A 16,056-nucleotide genomic window follows, 5' to 3' on the forward strand; every position below is an offset into this window, starting at 1 on the left:
CTTATTCTGTGTCTGGTTATTAAGATGAGTTCACTTGTGGGAGTGAGCTCTTTTATTTTGCTGTTTTAAATTCAAAATCAAGCTCCTCTGCAAGATATCGTTCTAGATTTTCTTGCAAGATCAGTTCACCCGAATTTTTATCCTCAACATAGTCATCTTCTAGCAATATTTCTGAACCATAAAAATCAATTCCAAAATGCTCTTCTTGCCTCACCATATCTTTTGGATAGCCGTATCTATTAATCTCTGTGATGATCGGATGCTCAATATTCATCTTCTTCCCTCCTTTTCTGTTTGGTGTAAGTATCAAGAAATCTCTAATTTTGAGCGGATCGCATCTGCCTTTAGTTGTTGAAATTTCTCAAAGGCTTGTTTATCAGGAAATTGGAACATTGGCTTACCTTTGTTAGTCATGACAATTGATCCATTCACTTGTGATAGATAGAATTGATCAGACTGTCTCTCACTGAAAGGTTTAATAACTGGTTTAGTTCTCAAGACTTCTTTCCTCCCTAACAGATTATTTGATGCTTATTCGCATCGTCCGACCGCGGATGGAGCATGATTTGAGGGGGTAGGTGTGCACTGTCCCATCCGCAAGCCGGACGACAAGAATAAGCCTTGTCGTGATCTCTAAATAACGCTATAATGAGATCGATCATTTTGTTATTCATGGTTTGAAATGATTTAAGCAGTAAGTGTCGGAGCTTGCTGCTTTTTTCTGTTTTCTATTTCCGTTCTGATCTGTAATTCCAGAGCGGCTAATAAAATGAGCCCTTCCTCTGTATGACGCATCTGACATTGTTTCACGATATCTTTCGCCTTCATTAAGCGACTTGCTGTGAACAAATATTTCATCTAGATCAATCCTCTCAATCTATTTTTTAGTGATTTGGGATATTTGATTTTTGTAATCCTCGCAGCCTGTTTTAATAAATGAACCTTAGCTTGGCTTTCGTAACGCTGAATTTGGTTTAATGATTTTGCAATATCTTTGTGAACTGCCAATGCCGTATTTGTATCAGCACTCTCTAATGCTTTCATTAATCTTTTTTGTAGTTGTTCAATACAGATCATTTCAGCTGTTATCCCTTCATGATCAATACTCTTGAAAATCGCTTTTCTCATCTTCATCCTCCAAACAAAGCCATAATGGCTGTAATTTGCTGCGTGACCGCAAGTGGATCGACACCACATAAGGTTGCGATCATGGCTTCTTTTGCATTTGTCGCTTCCATCCACCGTACATATGTAGGAACATCAAGCATCTTTTGATCGTTCTCAAATTTTGATATGCAGCTCCTTGAGCGACTTAACAATTCAGCCAACTTCTCTTGAGACATCCCAGCTCTTTTCCTTGCTTGTCGGAGCACTACCCCCAACCTCAACTTCCTCACCCCCTTAATGTTCCTATATAGAACATGTTGCGAATTGGAACAGAAAAACCTAAAAACCCGCTGTATTCTAAGGTGGTAAATTATCAATCATTCAACTGGCTGAAAATTAGATTCCATTTGTGCTAATTGCCATTCTTCAAGAACTTCTCGTTTAAAGAAAATTCTTTTTCTTACTCGGAAGAACGGTATTTGTCTTTCACGAACCATTGTGTAAACAGTGTCGTGATGTACCCCAAGGAAATCAGCCGTTTCTTGAACAGTCATAGTTGTTTTTGTTGGCATTTAACAACCTCCTTATTGAATTTAAGCATTGTCATCAAAGAACAAAGTCCAATCGATTTCTAATACTTCTGCTAATTTTTTTGCGATTTTAACACTGGGCTTTCTACTCCCAGTCTCTATCATTGTGTAGTAAGGTCTCTCAATACCGACAAGATTTGCTACATCCTGTTGTACTAGAGATTTACTTTCCCTAGCTAATTTCAACCAGTCACGCATTGTAACACCCTTTTTTAAAAAGTAACGTTTCGTTACTCTTATAATAGTATCATTATGTTACAAAATCAACCCATTCGAGAAAAAAAGTTTCTTTTTGTTACATACACTTATATGTAACTAAACGTTACGTTAGAATGTATTTATTAAAGGGTAGGTGATAAAATGTTTCCAGATAATTTGAAAAAAATTAGAAAAGAAAAAAAACTAACGCAACAATATATGGCGGATAAACTTGGTATTTCCAGACCAGCATATACAGCCTATGAATTAGGGAAAAGAGAGCCAGACCATAATACGTTAATAGCTATATCGAACATTTTAGATGTCTCGATTGATTTTCTTCTCAAAGGTAGAAACAGTATTGATGAACAAACAAGTCGAATATTAAATAATCCGGAAACATTAATCGCTTCTCGAGATGGAGAAATTACCGAAGAAGAAGCTCGTGAATTATTAGAATTAATCCTTAAAAAAGGTTTTGGTAAAAAAGATTAAATTCGGAGTTATAAAAACAGGGGGATCTAATTAAATGAAAAAAGGAAGATTGTTATTTCTACTGATTTTTTGTTTAGTCTTCCTTGGTGCATGCGGTAATAACGATACTGCTGGTACTGATGAAAAAGACACAGAGAAAAAACAGGAGACTCCAAAGCAAGGAGAATACGTCGATGGTCCTTTGACAAAAGTTGGTCAAAAGAATAAAGGTGAGGACAACGAAATATATGAATTAAAAAATATTAAAGTTGTTGATGAAACCACTGACCTTGATCCATTGTCAATAAATATCAAGGACGTAAAAATTTTGAGTATATCTAATATTTCAGATGATCTTCTCGAATCGTATCAACAGGGGCTTAAATTGAAACTTAAAAACCCCGTTAATTACATACAAATATCTTTTTCAGCAGAGAACAAGGGGAAAATTGATTTACTATGGCCACAAATATCACATGTTATCTTGAACACAAAAGAACAAGTTAACGCTAAAGAAAACCAACTACTTGACTCTGGAGAATGGGAACTTTATTCAGGAGCAAAAAAGGATATAACTCAAGGTATACCTTTTGAAAGTGATCCTAAAGACATAAAAGAAATCACTTTTGTTTTTGACAGCTCCGTTGGTAATGGAACTACTGTTACTGATGAGAAAAAGGTTAAAGTCAAATTTTAAATAGATACTCAATTTGAGTATTTATTTTTTTAAAATAAAATACGAACATACATTCTTTAACTAGGGGGTATTTTTCTTGAAATACATGTATTCCGCATTAGAAATAGAAGTGAAAGATATTTATAGCAAATTACCTTTAGATGATATGAACCCATTAAATATTGAAGCAGTGGCCAGACACTTTGATATTTCAGATTCAAAACAAAACAATGCTTGAATATGCTTTTTACTAATATGTAAGCTTCAATGTTTTAGTTATTCAAAAAGGAAAAAGACTCTAAATTATTTGTTGTAGATTTCTCATAGTAGGAGTGATTTATATGGCTAGCATTGAAAAAAGAGGAAGCAATTCTTTTAGATTAGTTGTTGAAACTGGTTACGATGTAAACGGAAAAAGAAAGAAAAAAACTAAAACCATTCGCATAGAAGATACTAAACTATTAAAGACGAAAAGAAGATTGCAAGAGTATCTCTCAGATCAGCTCTATCAATTTAAAATCGAAGTTTCTTCTGAAGAATACATAGAACCTGAAAAATTAACATTTGAATCTTTTATAGCTAAGTGGAAAGAGAAGAAGCTTTATCAAAAGAGCGGAAAACCATACTCTCTCACTACTTCCGATGTATATTGGAGACATTTAAAAAATCATATTCTCCCTGTCTTTGGCAATAAAAAAATGGAACAAATAAAAAGCCTTCATATTGTAGATTTTTTAGACAGTTTAAAAAAAGATGGCGCACGAAAGGATGGAAAACCAGGAGGTTTAAGTGGAGCCACTATCCAAGACATTTTTAAAATTTTACAAGTTGTTTTTAAAACGGCTACTGAAGAATGGAAGATCATTAAAGTTGATCCTATGAAAGGACTTCCTCAACCAGAACATGAAAAGCAAGAAATGAACTATTTTGAATCTGACGAAGCTGCTGAATGTATAAAAATTTTGTATCAAGAAGTTGATATTAAATGGAGACTTTATTTTTTAGCTGCTATGATCGGCGGTCTAAGACGCGGTGAAGGTCTTGCACTTGAATGGCATTTAGATGTTGATTGGGATCTCGGAGGCTTTCATATTAATCGTTCAATTTCTAAGACAGTTGATGGCAAACCCTATGTTAAAGAACCTAAAACAAGAAGTTCTAAACGTTTTGTAAAGATGCCTAACTGGTATATGGATGAATTAAAGCAGTACCATATCATGTGGAAAAAAGAAAAACTATTAGTTGGTGACTTATGGGAAGGTGATGATCACCAATATTTATTTCATAATGGTTTTGGTGAGCCTTACTATTACACAACCCCTACTTCCAAATGGTCAAAAATCAAAAACAAACACAAATTAAAAAATATTCGACTACATGATTTAAGACATACAATGGTCGCTCTCCTTATAGAGGCAGGTGAGAGCATTAATGCTATTCAGAAAAGAGCCGGACATGCCAGTGCTAAAACAACCTCAGATATTTATGGTCATGTCACAAACAAATTAGAATTTAACACTGCAGAACACTTTAATCATTTTGATCCTAAAAATATTGAGAAACAGTCTGGCGGATAAAGTTCGTCCCCAATTCGTCCCCAATCAAAAGAAACAGAACAAACATTCGTTGTCAAAAAAACAAAAAACCCTTGCTGCGCAAGGGTTTCAACGATGATTCCGACTGGGCTCGAACCAGCGACCTCTACCCTGTCAAGGTAGCGCTCTCCCAGCTGAGCTACGGAATCGGATTATGTATCAGTTCTGGGCTTTCTTTTACTGACAGTCTCTATTATATAACCATCATGGTGGAGCGTCAATGGTTTTGTTCAAAAAAGCGAAAAGGCGGTATCTGTAGCGGCTTCAGATTGTTGACAAAGGGCTAAAATGATCTTTATTTTAGCCCTTTGTCTTCTTTGCAGTCTAGGAAAGACGAGTACTGGCGCGGAGCGAATTTGACATTCGTGAGCACCAGCACGCAGGACTGACACCGAATGCGAGGGTTTGTCTACACGCTGAAGCCGGTATCTGTACCGGCTTTTCAATCACTTTTATGACTGGTTCACAAGAGCTGGCTTTAGTTGATCGAGTGCTTGTTTGAAGTCCCGTTTGAGGTCTGCCCCGTTTTCGACGCCTACACTTAATCGAAGCAACCCATCTGTAATGCCTCTTTTTTCTCTTTCTTCTTTTGGCATAGCGGCATGGGACATTTTGGCTGGGTAGGACAGAATGGATTCAACCGCGCCAAGGCTGACGGCGAATACAGGTAATGTGACGCCACCCACCAATTCTTTAACTGCCGCTTGGTTTTCTAATTCAAATGAAAGAACAGCTCCAGCTCCGCTTGCCTGCTTGCGCTGAATGTCCGCCCCTGGATGATCATCTAAGCCCGGGTAGTATACTTTTTTCACCGCTGGATGTTCTTTAAGGAATAATGCCAGTTCTAAAGCGGTTTGACTTGCTTTTTCTAATCTGACTTGAAGTGTTTTTAATCCCCTTAACACAAGCCAGCAATCCTGAACGCCAAGAACCGCACCGAATGAATTTTGCAGTGAATAAAGTTCTTCTCCCAGCTTCTCGTCTTTGACCACGGCTAAGCCAGACAATACATCACTGTGACCGCTCAAAAATTTCGTTGCACTGTGCAGCACAATATCAACACCAAGATCCAGCGGACGCTGAAGCGCAGGCGTTAAGAACGTATTATCTAAGAAGGTTAGACAGTCATGCTCTTTCGCAAGCTGGACAACGCCTGCAATATCCGTAATCCCTAGTGTGGGGTTTGACGGTGTTTCCATGTAAATGACTTTCGTATTCGATTGAATGCCTTGTTTGACTTCGTTTAAATCTGTCATGTCCACAAAGGTATGCTCAATGCCAAATCTCGAAAGAACTTGGGTGATCATCCTGAATGTTCCCCCGTACACATCTCTTGTGACAAGAACATGATCCCCTTTTGATAACAGAAGAAAAGCAGTTGAAATGGCTGCCATACCTGACGCAAAGGCAAGCCCTCTCGTTCCTCCTTCTAGCGCTGCAATCGTATCCTCTAGCGCCTGACGTGTAGGAGTGCCTGATCGAGAGTAGTCATATTGACCAAATTCATCGAAGCTGCTTTGGTGAAATGTCGATGCATGTTGAATCGGTACACTGACTGCACCTGTTGAGCGGTCTGTTTTAAACGCATTATGAACGAGTTGTGTTTCGAGTGTCCAATCGTGTGTGGTCATTTCGTGTGTACCTCCTCTTTCACTTTTGATAGTGCCTGCTTCAGGTCTGCTTTCAGGTCATCCACATGCTCAATCCCAACAGAGAAACGGAGCAGTTTGTTACACACACCGTTTGCGATGCGAATCTCTTCTGGGATGTCCATGTGCGTTTGCGTCGCTGGATACGTAATAAAGCTTTCAATTCCGCCAAGGCTTTCCGCAAAACAAATCGTTTTCAGCTGCTTTAAAAATGGGTTGACCCAGTCCTCTTTGGCAACACGGAATGACAGCATCCCACCCTTACCTGGGTAAAGAACATCTTGGATTTCCGGCTGCTGCTTTAGAAAGTCAGCTAATTCCTTCGCATTTGCCTCGTGCTGGCGCATTCTAAGAGCCAGCGTTTTCATTCCTCTCATTAAAAGCCAAGAGTCAAATGGAGATAAAACCGCTCCGATGGCATTTTGATGCTGGAACATATCTTCAGAAAGCTGCTCTCCTTTTGTGACCACGAGACCAGCAAGGACGTCATTATGTCCGCCTAAATATTTGGTTGCGCTATGAATGACAATATCCGCTCCAAGCGTAATCGGCTTTTGCAACACTGGTGTGTAAAAGGTGTTATCGACAATGACCAAAGCGCCATGCTCTTTTGCGATCTTCGCAACCTTTTGAATATCCGCTTCCTGCATGAGTGGATTTGTCGGGGTTTCAATAAAGACGGCTTTTGTGTTTGGCGTCATTTTAGAGCGTAAACAGTCTTCATCTGAAAAATCATCGTAAAGAAAACGCAGGCCATACTTTTTCCATTCGTTCTCGAACAAACGGTATGTACCGCCATATAAATCTGATGACACAATCAGTTCATCTCCGCTTTCAAATAGAGCCATGATCGTTTGGATAGCAGCCATTCCCGAACTGAAGGCAAAACCGGCCGTCCCTTCTTCGAGTGAAGCAATCGCATCTTCTACAAGCTGTCTTGTTGGGTTTTTCGTCCGAATATAATCAAACCCTGTTGATTCACCAATACCTCTATGTCTGTATGCTGTTGAAAGATAAACTGGAGGACTGACAGTGCCAGTCGCCTCATCGCTACGGTTTCCAATTTGCGCTAATTTCGTTTCCACATGTTCTGTCATTTGACACCATCCTAAGTAAAAATCTGATTTCAAAACAGAAAACCCCTTCTTCATAAGAAGAAGGGGTTTAATCGCTTCCTCTTATCTTCCAAGCAAAAAAACTGCTTGCTGGATTTAGCACCTTGGTACATCACATCATGTGATGCATACCGGTTGCTGAGGTTTCAAAGGGCCAGTCCCTCCACCTCTCACGATAAGAATGTGTTGTCTGTCTGTTCTAATTCTTAATACTGTAACGCATTAAAACTCATTTTTCAAGGGGAAATGTAACGATTAATTAAAATTTTCTGTATTTTGCACTAGATTGAATGTCAGCCGATTTGATTGCATGTTAGCATATAGGAACAACGCTGTTTTTCGTGTTACAATGAATGGAAACGTTTCACTTATGATGAATTTGGTTAGCTGGAGGAATGGATTATGGTGAAGAAAACAGGAATGATTCAAGAAGAAACCTTACACTCAAAAGAACTTGGGACGGACATGACCGTTCTGATTTATTTACCAGTCAATTACTCGCCCCTTTATACATATCATGTCATCATTGCCCAAGATGGTCATGATTATTTCCGCTTAGGTAAAATAGGCAGACAGGCGGAAGAACTCATGCAAAACAAAGAAATGGAACGCGCGATTATCATTGGTGTTCCCTATGAAAATGTCACCGAAAGACGAAATACGTATCATCCAGATGGCACAAAGTTCGAGGCGTATAAACGCTTTTTAGCAAATGAACTTGTCCCTTATATTGATGAACACTTTCCAACGTATCAAATCGGATCGGGGCGTACGTTTATTGGTGATTCACTCGGTGCTACCATCTCACTCATGACAGCCATTGATTATCCTTCGTTATTTGGCGGACTGATTTTGCAGTCCCCTTACGTTGATGAGTCGGTCTTACAAGCGGTCAAACAATCAGCATCACTTTCTCATTATGCCATTATCCATCAAATTGGGTTAGAAGAAACGGCTGTGAAAACAACAGATGGCCAAGTGCTTGATTTTATTCAGCCGAACGAAGAACTGAAGGCTCTTCTTGAACAGTCTGGTGCGGATTATTTATTTGAGACATTCGAAGGGGACCATAAATGGACATTTTGGCAGCCGCTCATTGCACCTTCGTTAAAAAGAATGCTCCCATATTCGTTCATCAACTGAATTTTGTTATAATAAACAATAATAAATACTTTCTTAATCAGGAGGGAACATGATGAAATACGGAGTTGTTTTATTTCCATCAAAAAAATTGCAAGATATTGCGAACTCTTATCGGAAACGTTATGATCCGAACTATGCACTCATACCGCCGCATTTAACATTAAGAACACCTTTTGAATTAACGGATCTAGAAGCAGCTGAGGTCGTCTCCACCTTGCGTGAGTATGCCAAAAATGCTTCTCCTATTACGTTACGTATCAAAAAATTCAGTTCATTCGCTCCTGTAAACAACGTCATTTATATGAAAGTAGAACCGAACGAGGAATTAATGGCTCTAAATGAAAAATTGTATACTGAACCACTGGCTGGTAAACCTGAATATGCATTTGTTCCGCATGTAACAGTGGCTCAAAAATTATCAGATGATGAGCATTCAGACGTACTTGGTACATTAAAGCTGAGAAAGATTGATCATGAAGAAACGGTTGACCGCTTCCACCTGTTATATCAGCTAGAAAATGGATCTTGGACCGTTTATGAAACATTTATTTTAGGAGAAGAGGGTTAAAGACATTTGAATACAGTCATCGCAAAAGCACAAACACAACGAGAAGATGCCTATTACGTTCGAAAAGAAGTTTTCGTGAAAGAACAAGAAGTCCCATTAGAGATCGAAATCGATGAATTAGAGGACGATGCCATTCATTTTGTCATTTATAACGATGACGATAAGCCGCAGGCTGCTGCTAGACTGCGGATGATTGACGGTCCTAAGGCAAAGCTTGAACGGATTTGTGTATTAAAAGAGGCGCGATCTTTCGGCCTCGGCCACCAACTATTAGAAGCACTAGAATCTGAAGCCATTGCCAATGGAGCGAAAGAAGCTGTCATGCATGCACAAATCCAGGCTCTTCCTTTCTACGAAAAGAAAGGCTACAAAGTCGTTTCTGAACCGTTTGAAGAAGCAGGTATCACACATGTAAAAATGACAAAAACGCTATCCGCTTAACGAAAAGAAACAGCCAGAGCATCATAGTCCTGGCTGTTTCTTTATTCATTATCGTTCGATTAGTGAAGAAAGCGCAGTCATTTATATATAGACATTGATATGAATGCCCTTGCCTTCTTCCATAAACATATCTCGTACAAAGCGTTCCCGCTTTTTTTGCTGTACTTTCGTTTCCGCTTCTGTCACTAAGTCCTCTTTTTTCTCCAGCTCTCTGTATACCTTGTCATGAAAGGTGCGGGTGACCTTCGTCACTTTCGCATAGTCTTCTTTATCCTGAGGAGCAGGACGATTGATATATTGAAAATACAGATCCGGCTGAATCGGGGCTATATATCCCATCAAGAACGCCTCCTTTGCTTCTCTTCTACTCTACTATTCCCTAATTATGACTGTTTGAAACACGCCTCATTTGATATGATTAGATGTGTTTCTTTTTAAGATTGATTGACTACTGGAGGACTAGCTTTGAAATGCGCACGACGATATGATCGAACGATCTCATTACATACATATTCGAGAGAACACTATCAATTCCTCCATGATGAGGGGAAAAAAGGGCATTTATCTTGCCCATATTGCGGACAACCCGTCTTTTTTAGATTAAATATACATGAAGAACCTGCCTTTATCCATAAGCAAATATCTCAGCAAGAGATTTGCGAAAAAAGAGAACAACAAGAGGAAAAGAAACCGGCTGAACGAGAGGAAGAGGCATCCTACAAAGAACTTGGCGGCTTTCGCTTTCCAACCGGCAAACAGATCATCTCACAAACAGAAGAATCGGATGACTGGCAGGAACCACGATCCATTCAATTTGGCGAAACCTTTCATATAGAAAAGAATGAAGAAGTGCATACCATTGACCTCTTTCCACACATCACCTTTAGCGCACCGCAGCTTCAAGCTGTCACACACAAAGACGGTCCGATGCTTGTACTAGCTGGCGCCGGCAGCGGGAAAACAAGGGTACTGACAGCAAGAGCTGCTTATCTGATGTCGCACCATCAAATCCCTGCTCACCATATCCTGCTCGTGACCTTCACCACAAAAGCAAGCAGTGAAATGAAAGAAAGACTACGTATGCAGTATCAGCTTCATCCTTCACAGGCGAGCCAAGTTGTGACAGGCACATTCCACAGTCTATTTTATAAAATGCTGCTTCACGATGATCGGGGCAAATGGAACGGACAGCATTTGATTAAATTCGACTGGCAAAAAGAGCAGTATATTCGCAAAGCGATCATGAATGAAGGACTTGATGAAAAAGACTATCCAACCGATCAAGTGCTGCAATCAATCGGCTATTGGAAAAATGCTTTTTTACCAAACGAACTTCCTGAGCTGAAAGATGAAAAGGAAAAGCAAATGTGGACAATCTATCAGTCATACGAACAGCAAAAGCGTGAAAATCAACAATTTGACTTTGATGACATGGCCATTGCCTGTTTACACATGCTGAATAAGCAGCCTGAATTGCTCAAACAATATCAAGAACGATTCAAGTATATTTTAGTAGATGAATTTCAAGATATTAATCCCGTACAATATCAATTAATCCAGCTTTTAGCTGGAGAATCCGAGCAGCTATTTTGTGTAGGTGATGATGATCAAGCCATCTATGCATTTAGAGGAAGCAATCCTGCTTTTATTCTTGACTTCAAACAGGACTATCCTTCGGCCGAGATCGTCCATTTACATGCAAATTACCGCTCTCATCATACGATTGTCGCAAGTGCAGACGCCATTATTAAGAAGAACCAGCATCGTTACGAGAAAACGTTAAAAGCCGTTCGCGTGGAGAAAATTCCGCCGACTCTTTTTTATCCATATGACGAGGAAGAGGAAGCGACCATGATCGTAGCAGATATTCAGGAGAAAATTAAAAACGGTGCAAAACCGAATGACTTTTGCGTGCTGTTTAGAACGAATACAGGAGGCCGTGCGATTTATGAACGTCTTCATCAATCGGCGATTCCGTATCAAACCGATGCTGGCGTAAAAGCCTTTTATAGCAGAAGAATTGTTCGGGTGCTGCTCGCTTTTCTTTCGCTAAGTCAGGATGCAGATGATGTCGCCGCAATGAAGCTGCTGCTACCCGTTTTCTTTTTAAAGCAGCAAACACTGAATACCATGAAGGCACTGACCATTACGGAAGATTGTTCTATGGTAGAGGCACTTGGAAAGCTAACAGACATTCAGCCGTTTCAGCGCAAAAAACTACAATCGATCGTTCCCCTGTTTCGAACGTTAAAATCGTTAAAGCCATCTGAAGCTGTAGCGTTTATTGAACAAAGGATGGGACTTGGTGATTATTTAAAAAAACGAGTGAATGATACGAATGTGCTTGAAAAAGGAACAGATGATGTACGAGATGTGAAAACAGCGGCGAAACGTTTTGAAACAATTGAAGCCTTCCTCGCTCATGCCGTACATATGAAATCTGCTGAAAAGGAAAAATCAGATGAACCAGGCGTTCAGCTCATGACGATCCACCGTGCGAAGGGGCTAGAATTCCAAACAGTGTACATCACGAGCGTGGTTGATGGGGCGCTCCCTCATGACTTTGCACTTGATGAGCTGAGAAACGGTGATGAAGAAGCCATTGAAGAGGAGCGGCGCTTATTATACGTTGCCATGACGAGAGCAGAACAATCCCTTTATCTATCCGTTCCATCATATAGAAGAGGAAAAACTGCTCACCGCTCCCGCTTTTTGTACCCCCTTTTAAAGAAAAATCGTGAATTATTCACACAAAAACAACAGGCCCCCCTTTAAATGGAGAGCCTGTTGTTTATTTTTTGTTATTCATCATTTTAGCGATTGTATTGAAATCAAGCTTTTCTTTTCCACTTGTAATGGATTGAACGATTTTGTCTTCCATTTCTTTAGGTACACGTTTGTTTGCAAGCTGCGCTACTTTTTTAATGACACCTCGAACGGTCGCTTCGTCTTTAAAATTAGCATTTTGTAAAGATCCTGCAAGCTTAAAGACATCATTCATATTCACACCAGTTTTATTTTCCACGCTTTTAAAAAATTTATTATCCATTCATTTGCCTCCTCGTTGTGGAGTAATCACCTTACTATATGAAAATAGGCGAGATATGTGCCTATCCTACCGCGTTGTTCAATCAAAGAGAAAGGAAAGCAAAAGGCTCCCCCATTGCTTCCCTCACCTTCTTACTGTTTAGTTAAAGAAAGAAGCACCAACGATGATTAGAAGGATGAAAAGCACGACAACAAGAACAAAAGTTGAACCATAACCGCCGCCGTAGCCGCCGCCATAACCTCCGCAATAACCGCCACCGTAACCGTAAAAACTCATATTTAAGCACCTCCTCTTCTCCCTTTCAAAATATGAAAAATACAAGAAATGGTTTGGACGATCACATAAAAAAGTGCGGAATTTTCATTTCTGCTGTTTAAAGACGTAAGCTGCATCTCCATGACGCATCATGAATGCCTCTGTTTCTTTCGCAAACGCATCCATCTTGTCGCCAAATACCTTTAAATGCTGTTCAAGATCATTGGCTTTATCAGCTAGATCCATTTCAACCTTTTCGTGCGCTTGTTCTTTCCCATCATGAGGGTTAGTGAACAATGAGCCGATTAATTGTTCGAATGCGTCCATTCTGGTCACCCCTTCTCTCTTTCATATGCAGAACTAGAAAAAAGGGCAACAAAAAAACCGGATAAATCCGGCTTTTGTTTTTTCTACTATTGATATTTCTTTTTCTTTCCACACCCGCAGCCAGTCTTCTTGATTTTCTTCGTATATACAGATTGTTGGTTTGACTGCGCTGGATACCCTTGGAGCATATGTGACGGCGTTTCAGTTGGTTTCATCGCAACCCTTCCTTTCCTATTCCATGTTAGTATATGCATTTTTTAAAAGCGTGTCTGATCAGAATGCCTGTTTATTTCACAAGCTTCGACACGACCGCTTCAATAATGCCTGCTGCTGCGGCAATCGCTAATAGTAATTGAAGCCACACGCTGATGACAGGAAAAAGTATGTATATGACAAGTAAAGCAGCAGTGCACCACATACCCGTACACCAATAACAGCTTAACAGCTCTCCTATCCAAGACCGCAGCCCTTTTCCTTTGATGATAATATAGGTCTCGACTTCGCCTTGTTCGTTTACCTCTTCTTGCTCTTCATGAAATAGGCGGCGAAAAGGGGCTGTAATCGTATCAAACACGATCAATCTCGTCAGCCTAAAGGATGCGAGGGCAAATATAGCAAATGACAAAGCGCCGCTCATGGAACCTCCACCTCCTTCATTCTTCTTTTTCCGTCCTTTCTTTATATATGCAAAAAGAAAGACCGCCATGATGAATCGAGTGGAAATAAAATTGGGTTGTACTTTTTCATGCTTTCCGATTCCACCTTGAGCCTCTGCTGCATTAAATAATGTATAGATAAGAAAGGAGTGAAAGTATTGTCTATTGAAGAAAGTGCTGATTTATTATACACACACCTGTTAAACGAATTAATCAGCAATTATGATGATTTCATCGAGATCAAGGATTCCGAAAATGTCACGATTCATAAAACAGATGTAACAGCCGCACTCTCCCTTCAAGCGACCGTAACGACAATCATTACTCTTTTAATTCAAATTCTTGTACCAGATGATGAATTGGCTGCAGACATCACAGAACAGCTTTTAGCTGCACAACAAGTGACAGTTCAAAAGAAAACAGTGATTCAAATCATCAATTGTTATAACGTCACGATTACATTATCTGATGCATCCATTATGAACTCCGTCCAAATTCTCACTCAAACACTGAATGTACTTTTAGTTGAAGCCGGCATTCTTTGACCCTTTCTTTTTCTAACATCATGTATGAAAGAGGTGAAATAATCGTGGCTGAAGAGAACGAAAAAAAGGAGTTTCAAATCAACACTGATGTTGATCCATTAACAAGCCTTCTTGTGAGTGATATTTTAAACAAAAATAATGTCACAGATGATCAGAAAGCAAACCTTTCAGAAGATCAAAGAAGGATGATTTTGAAGCTGGTTCAGGATTTACAAAAGAAAGCAGATGATTTCGTACAGCAGCAGCAGGAGAAAAAGCGTCAGGCAGAGGCAGCAAAACATGCAGAAGAGGTCGAGCCTGAACCACAAGTGCGTCCTAAACGAAATTCACTTCGAGATCGTATCCAGCAGCGCCGTCAAGCGCAGCAAAATAACGATTAAATAAAAATGGGTTGCCTGCTAGGATAAATGCCCGAGACAAAACCAATCATTCCAGCATTTAATAAAGTAAACGGAAGGAGGAAAAGAAATGGATTCTAAACCATACTCTTGGGTCGCTCTAGATCGTAACTGTACACACCACGGCGATTACCATCATAACTACGAAAGAAAAGCAGTTTGTGACGGCAACTATTATGATGATGAAGATGTTTTACAAGACTTTGATCAAGTGAGTGTGACAAAGCAGACATCTGAGGAAGTCATTATCGTTAGAGATTCTTGTGACATTAACGTCTCTTCTGTTGATGCACAGGTTGCAGCATCTATCCAAGCAGCTGTTCAAACAGCGATCATCACCATTACAAACATCTCAATCGCTGATGGTGACCTAGCTGACCGCGTCACTCAAGATCTATTGCAAGCAGCTAGCCACAAACAAACAAATCGCCAGAAACTTGTCATCGAAAACTCTAGAAACGTTACAGTCTCTACAATCGATGCGGACATCTCTATTGCCATCCAAACGCTTACACAGACACTTGTTGCGACGATCGTTGCAATTGGTATCCTCTAATGTACAAAAGCAGAGCGAAAAGCTCTGCTTTTCCTTTTTCTAAAAATACAACAAAGATAAATAGTCATTTACCCACACCAACTAGAGGGCGCATACATATGTTGTTAAGGACTAAAGTCAAATACCTTGTTAAAGGAGCTGAAATCCATGAGCTGCGGAAAACACCATGGCCGACATGATGAAAACTGTGTATGCGATGCGGTTGATAAGATTTTAGCAGAGCAGGAAGCTGTAGAAGATAAATGTCCTACGAGCTGCTACAGTAATTTATTAAGCCCAACAGTTTCTGGAAAAGATACGATTCCGTTTTTACTTTTTGATAAAAAGGGCGGATTGTTCTCTACTTTCGGAAACATTGGAGGATTTGTTGACGATTCCCAATGCTTCGAATCCATCTTCTTCCGGGTTGAAAAATTAAATGACTGCTGTGCCACATTATCTGTGTTAAGACCTGTCGATGTACACGGACATACGTTAAGCGTTTGTCACCCTTGCGACCCTGACTTCTTTGGGTTAGAAAAAACGGACTTTTGTATCGAGGTTGATTTGAACTGCTTCTGCGCGATCCAATGTTTAAACCCAGAACTTGTAGACAGAGTGCTGCCAACAAAAGATAAAAAACATCATCATCACGGCTAAACAGCTCGTCCGTTGACCTAACTTGTCATGAATCAAAGCATCCCCTTCCTCAAAGAATGAAAATCAATCATGCGG

At 39.8% G+C, this 16,056-nt stretch carries 27 protein-coding genes, 1 tRNA gene and 1 riboswitch; of the genes, 12 read left to right on the forward strand and 16 right to left on the reverse strand.

The features are described 5' to 3' along the window. Positions 1 to 52: 52 nt before the first annotated feature. The 7 genes from GPA07_RS13845 to GPA07_RS13875 all read right to left on the reverse strand — a co-directional run bounded on the left by GPA07_RS13845 (position 53) and on the right by GPA07_RS13875 (position 1,895). Complete coding sequence (locus tag GPA07_RS13845; protein ID WP_157292814.1) at positions 53 to 274, reverse strand: YqaI family protein; 222 nt, start codon at positions 272 to 274, stop codon at positions 53 to 55. A gap of 32 nt (positions 275 to 306) precedes the next feature. Continuing rightward, on the reverse strand, positions 307 to 498 hold the full coding sequence (locus tag GPA07_RS13850) for a hypothetical protein (RefSeq protein ID WP_025092874.1): 192 nt from the start codon (positions 496 to 498) through the stop codon (positions 307 to 309). A 189-nt stretch (positions 499 to 687) separates the two neighbouring features. Next, a complete protein-coding gene (locus GPA07_RS13855; RefSeq protein WP_155267116.1) occupies positions 688 to 858 on the reverse strand; it encodes a hypothetical protein in 171 nt (56 codons plus the stop codon). Further along, positions 859 to 1,128, reverse strand: coding sequence for a hypothetical protein (locus GPA07_RS13860; RefSeq protein WP_144498803.1), 270 nt, complete (start codon positions 1,126 to 1,128; stop codon positions 859 to 861). A 2-nt stretch (positions 1,129 to 1,130) separates the two neighbouring features. Next, entirely contained in the window at positions 1,131 to 1,373 is a 243-nt protein-coding gene (locus tag GPA07_RS13865; RefSeq protein WP_223251388.1) for a helix-turn-helix domain-containing protein, read from the reverse strand. Positions 1,374 to 1,484: 111 nt separating this feature from the next. Continuing rightward, positions 1,485 to 1,679 (reverse strand): helix-turn-helix domain-containing protein, encoded by a 195-nt coding sequence (locus GPA07_RS13870; RefSeq protein WP_157292816.1) that lies wholly within the window; start codon positions 1,677 to 1,679, stop codon positions 1,485 to 1,487. A gap of 21 nt (positions 1,680 to 1,700) precedes the next feature. After that, entirely contained in the window at positions 1,701 to 1,895 is a 195-nt protein-coding gene (locus tag GPA07_RS13875) for a helix-turn-helix transcriptional regulator (protein WP_144525742.1), read from the reverse strand. 162 nt (positions 1,896 to 2,057) lie between these two features. Between GPA07_RS13875 and GPA07_RS13880 the strand changes: the two genes are divergently transcribed. The 4 genes from GPA07_RS13880 to GPA07_RS13895 all read left to right on the forward strand — a co-directional run bounded on the left by GPA07_RS13880 (position 2,058) and on the right by GPA07_RS13895 (position 4,622). After that, complete coding sequence (locus GPA07_RS13880) at positions 2,058 to 2,390, forward strand: helix-turn-helix domain-containing protein (RefSeq protein ID WP_157292818.1); 333 nt, start codon at positions 2,058 to 2,060, stop codon at positions 2,388 to 2,390. 34 nt (positions 2,391 to 2,424) lie between these two features. Continuing rightward, positions 2,425 to 3,066, forward strand: coding sequence for a hypothetical protein (locus tag GPA07_RS13885; RefSeq protein WP_157292820.1), 642 nt, complete (start codon positions 2,425 to 2,427; stop codon positions 3,064 to 3,066). 76 nt (positions 3,067 to 3,142) lie between these two features. Further along, complete coding sequence (locus GPA07_RS13890) at positions 3,143 to 3,283, forward strand: hypothetical protein (RefSeq protein WP_157292822.1); 141 nt, start codon at positions 3,143 to 3,145, stop codon at positions 3,281 to 3,283. A 103-nt stretch (positions 3,284 to 3,386) separates the two neighbouring features. Beyond that, positions 3,387 to 4,622 (forward strand): tyrosine-type recombinase/integrase, encoded by a 1,236-nt coding sequence (locus tag GPA07_RS13895; protein ID WP_157292824.1) that lies wholly within the window; start codon positions 3,387 to 3,389, stop codon positions 4,620 to 4,622. 94 nt (positions 4,623 to 4,716) lie between these two features. Here the strand turns inward: GPA07_RS13895 and GPA07_RS13900 are convergent. The 3 genes from GPA07_RS13900 to GPA07_RS13910 form a co-directional block, all read right to left on the reverse strand. After that, a tRNA-Val gene (locus tag GPA07_RS13900) sits at positions 4,717 to 4,789 on the reverse strand. 303 nt (positions 4,790 to 5,092) lie between these two features. Beyond that, complete coding sequence (gene metC, locus GPA07_RS13905; RefSeq protein WP_008355399.1) at positions 5,093 to 6,271, reverse strand: cystathionine beta-lyase; 1,179 nt, start codon at positions 6,269 to 6,271, stop codon at positions 5,093 to 5,095. Next, on the reverse strand, positions 6,268 to 7,386 hold the full coding sequence (locus tag GPA07_RS13910; protein ID WP_008355397.1) for a methionine biosynthesis PLP-dependent protein: 1,119 nt from the start codon (positions 7,384 to 7,386) through the stop codon (positions 6,268 to 6,270). The genes metC and GPA07_RS13910 overlap by 4 nt, the downstream gene beginning before the upstream one ends. Positions 7,387 to 7,464: 78 nt before the next feature. Beyond that, a riboswitch (SAM riboswitch) is annotated at positions 7,465 to 7,586 on the reverse strand. Between the two features lie 220 nt (positions 7,587 to 7,806). Here GPA07_RS13910 and GPA07_RS13915 point away from each other — a divergent pair. From GPA07_RS13915 to GPA07_RS13925, 3 genes are read left to right on the forward strand one after another with little or no spacing between them, the layout of a single operon-like run. Continuing rightward, the gene (locus GPA07_RS13915; protein ID WP_008355396.1) at positions 7,807 to 8,547 is read left to right on the forward strand and encodes an esterase family protein; all 741 of its coding nucleotides are present in this window, start codon (positions 7,807 to 7,809) and stop codon (positions 8,545 to 8,547) included. 52 nt (positions 8,548 to 8,599) lie between these two features. Then, on the forward strand, positions 8,600 to 9,115 hold the full coding sequence (locus GPA07_RS13920; RefSeq protein ID WP_008355393.1) for a YjcG family protein: 516 nt from the start codon (positions 8,600 to 8,602) through the stop codon (positions 9,113 to 9,115). Positions 9,116 to 9,121: 6 nt separating this feature from the next. Then, positions 9,122 to 9,556 carry a GNAT family N-acetyltransferase gene (locus GPA07_RS13925; RefSeq protein WP_008355391.1) on the forward strand — a complete coding sequence of 145 codons (435 nt, stop codon included), beginning with the start codon at positions 9,122 to 9,124 and terminating at the stop codon, positions 9,554 to 9,556. A gap of 81 nt (positions 9,557 to 9,637) precedes the next feature. Here the strand turns inward: GPA07_RS13925 and GPA07_RS13930 are convergent, their stop codons facing one another. Next, complete coding sequence (locus GPA07_RS13930) at positions 9,638 to 9,895, reverse strand: hypothetical protein (RefSeq protein ID WP_008355389.1); 258 nt, start codon at positions 9,893 to 9,895, stop codon at positions 9,638 to 9,640. Positions 9,896 to 10,021: 126 nt separating this feature from the next. On the opposite strand from GPA07_RS13930, the gene GPA07_RS13935 reads away from it, so the two are divergent. Further along, positions 10,022 to 12,331 carry an ATP-dependent helicase gene (locus GPA07_RS13935; RefSeq protein ID WP_157292826.1) on the forward strand — a complete coding sequence of 770 codons (2,310 nt, stop codon included), beginning with the start codon at positions 10,022 to 10,024 and terminating at the stop codon, positions 12,329 to 12,331. A 16-nt stretch (positions 12,332 to 12,347) separates the two neighbouring features. Here the strand turns inward: GPA07_RS13935 and GPA07_RS13940 are convergent, their stop codons facing one another. From GPA07_RS13940 to GPA07_RS13955, 5 genes are all read right to left on the reverse strand, one after another. Next, positions 12,348 to 12,605 carry a sporulation-specific transcription regulator SpoVIF gene (locus GPA07_RS13940; protein ID WP_003212292.1) on the reverse strand — a complete coding sequence of 86 codons (258 nt, stop codon included), beginning with the start codon at positions 12,603 to 12,605 and terminating at the stop codon, positions 12,348 to 12,350. 138 nt (positions 12,606 to 12,743) lie between these two features. After that, entirely contained in the window at positions 12,744 to 12,881 is a 138-nt protein-coding gene (locus GPA07_RS13945) for a YjcZ family sporulation protein (protein WP_157292828.1), read from the reverse strand. Between the two features lie 84 nt (positions 12,882 to 12,965). After that, positions 12,966 to 13,187 carry a hypothetical protein gene (locus GPA07_RS13950; protein WP_008355385.1) on the reverse strand — a complete coding sequence of 74 codons (222 nt, stop codon included), beginning with the start codon at positions 13,185 to 13,187 and terminating at the stop codon, positions 12,966 to 12,968. A gap of 86 nt (positions 13,188 to 13,273) precedes the next feature. Continuing rightward, positions 13,274 to 13,402, reverse strand: coding sequence for a hypothetical protein (locus GPA07_RS19035; protein ID WP_008355383.1), 129 nt, complete (start codon positions 13,400 to 13,402; stop codon positions 13,274 to 13,276). Positions 13,403 to 13,473: 71 nt separating this feature from the next. Next, positions 13,474 to 13,824 carry a DUF1360 domain-containing protein gene (locus GPA07_RS13955; protein ID WP_157292830.1) on the reverse strand — a complete coding sequence of 117 codons (351 nt, stop codon included), beginning with the start codon at positions 13,822 to 13,824 and terminating at the stop codon, positions 13,474 to 13,476. Positions 13,825 to 14,001: 177 nt separating this feature from the next. Here GPA07_RS13955 and GPA07_RS13960 point away from each other — a divergent pair, with 177 nt between their 5' ends. The 4 genes from GPA07_RS13960 (at position 14,002) to GPA07_RS13975 (ending at position 15,981) form a co-directional block, all read left to right on the forward strand. Continuing rightward, a complete protein-coding gene (locus GPA07_RS13960) occupies positions 14,002 to 14,388 on the forward strand; it encodes a spore coat protein (protein WP_157292832.1) in 387 nt (128 codons plus the stop codon). A 44-nt stretch (positions 14,389 to 14,432) separates the two neighbouring features. Then, positions 14,433 to 14,768 carry a hypothetical protein gene (locus tag GPA07_RS13965; RefSeq protein WP_008355377.1) on the forward strand — a complete coding sequence of 112 codons (336 nt, stop codon included), beginning with the start codon at positions 14,433 to 14,435 and terminating at the stop codon, positions 14,766 to 14,768. A gap of 88 nt (positions 14,769 to 14,856) precedes the next feature. Next, positions 14,857 to 15,342, forward strand: coding sequence for a spore coat protein (locus tag GPA07_RS13970; protein ID WP_008355374.1), 486 nt, complete (start codon positions 14,857 to 14,859; stop codon positions 15,340 to 15,342). A 147-nt stretch (positions 15,343 to 15,489) separates the two neighbouring features. Next, complete coding sequence (locus GPA07_RS13975; RefSeq protein ID WP_008355373.1) at positions 15,490 to 15,981, forward strand: CotY/CotZ family spore coat protein; 492 nt, start codon at positions 15,490 to 15,492, stop codon at positions 15,979 to 15,981. Positions 15,982 to 16,056 lie beyond the last annotated feature (75 nt).

The sequence above is a fragment of the Bacillus sp. ms-22 genome (assembly GCF_009759805.1).
Classification (GTDB): domain Bacteria; phylum Bacillota; class Bacilli; order Bacillales; family Bacillaceae; genus Bacillus; species Bacillus xiamenensis.

Bases quoted from the DNA above. Each gene is read 5' to 3' on its own strand.
- GPA07_RS13855 (WP_155267116.1), bottom strand. From the start codon at position 858: ATGAAATATTTGTTCACAGCAAGTCGCTTAATGAAGGCGAAAGATATC.
- GPA07_RS13845 (WP_157292814.1), bottom strand. From the start codon at position 274: ATGAATATTGAGCATCCGATCATCACAGAGATTAATAGATACGGCTAT.
- GPA07_RS13920 (WP_008355393.1), top strand. From the start codon at position 8,600: ATGAAATACGGAGTTGTTTTATTTCCATCAAAAAAATTGCAAGATATT.
- GPA07_RS13940 (WP_003212292.1), bottom strand. From the start codon at position 12,605: ATGGATAATAAATTTTTTAAAAGCGTGGAAAATAAAACTGGTGTGAAT.
- GPA07_RS13930 (WP_008355389.1), bottom strand. From the start codon at position 9,895: ATGGGATATATAGCCCCGATTCAGCCGGATCTGTATTTTCAATATATC.
- GPA07_RS13945 (WP_157292828.1), bottom strand. From the start codon at position 12,881: ATGAGTTTTTACGGTTACGGTGGCGGTTATTGCGGAGGTTATGGCGGC.
- GPA07_RS13895 (WP_157292824.1), top strand. From the start codon at position 3,387: ATGGCTAGCATTGAAAAAAGAGGAAGCAATTCTTTTAGATTAGTTGTT.
- GPA07_RS13880 (WP_157292818.1), top strand. From the start codon at position 2,058: ATGTTTCCAGATAATTTGAAAAAAATTAGAAAAGAAAAAAAACTAACG.
- GPA07_RS13970 (WP_008355374.1), top strand. From the start codon at position 14,857: ATGGATTCTAAACCATACTCTTGGGTCGCTCTAGATCGTAACTGTACA.
- GPA07_RS13975 (WP_008355373.1), top strand. From the start codon at position 15,490: ATGAGCTGCGGAAAACACCATGGCCGACATGATGAAAACTGTGTATGC.
- GPA07_RS13915 (WP_008355396.1), top strand. From the start codon at position 7,807: ATGGTGAAGAAAACAGGAATGATTCAAGAAGAAACCTTACACTCAAAA.
- GPA07_RS13955 (WP_157292830.1), bottom strand. From the start codon at position 13,824: ATGAGCGGCGCTTTGTCATTTGCTATATTTGCCCTCGCATCCTTTAGG.
- GPA07_RS13885 (WP_157292820.1), top strand. From the start codon at position 2,425: ATGAAAAAAGGAAGATTGTTATTTCTACTGATTTTTTGTTTAGTCTTC.
- GPA07_RS19035 (WP_008355383.1), bottom strand. From the start codon at position 13,402: ATGAAACCAACTGAAACGCCGTCACATATGCTCCAAGGGTATCCAGCG.
- GPA07_RS13950 (WP_008355385.1), bottom strand. From the start codon at position 13,187: ATGGACGCATTCGAACAATTAATCGGCTCATTGTTCACTAACCCTCAT.
- GPA07_RS13870 (WP_157292816.1), bottom strand. From the start codon at position 1,679: ATGCCAACAAAAACAACTATGACTGTTCAAGAAACGGCTGATTTCCTT.
- GPA07_RS13910 (WP_008355397.1), bottom strand. From the start codon at position 7,386: ATGACAGAACATGTGGAAACGAAATTAGCGCAAATTGGAAACCGTAGC.
- GPA07_RS13860 (WP_144498803.1), bottom strand. From the start codon at position 1,128: ATGAGAAAAGCGATTTTCAAGAGTATTGATCATGAAGGGATAACAGCT.
- GPA07_RS13875 (WP_144525742.1), bottom strand. From the start codon at position 1,895: ATGCGTGACTGGTTGAAATTAGCTAGGGAAAGTAAATCTCTAGTACAA.
- metC (WP_008355399.1), bottom strand. From the start codon at position 6,271: ATGACCACACACGATTGGACACTCGAAACACAACTCGTTCATAATGCG.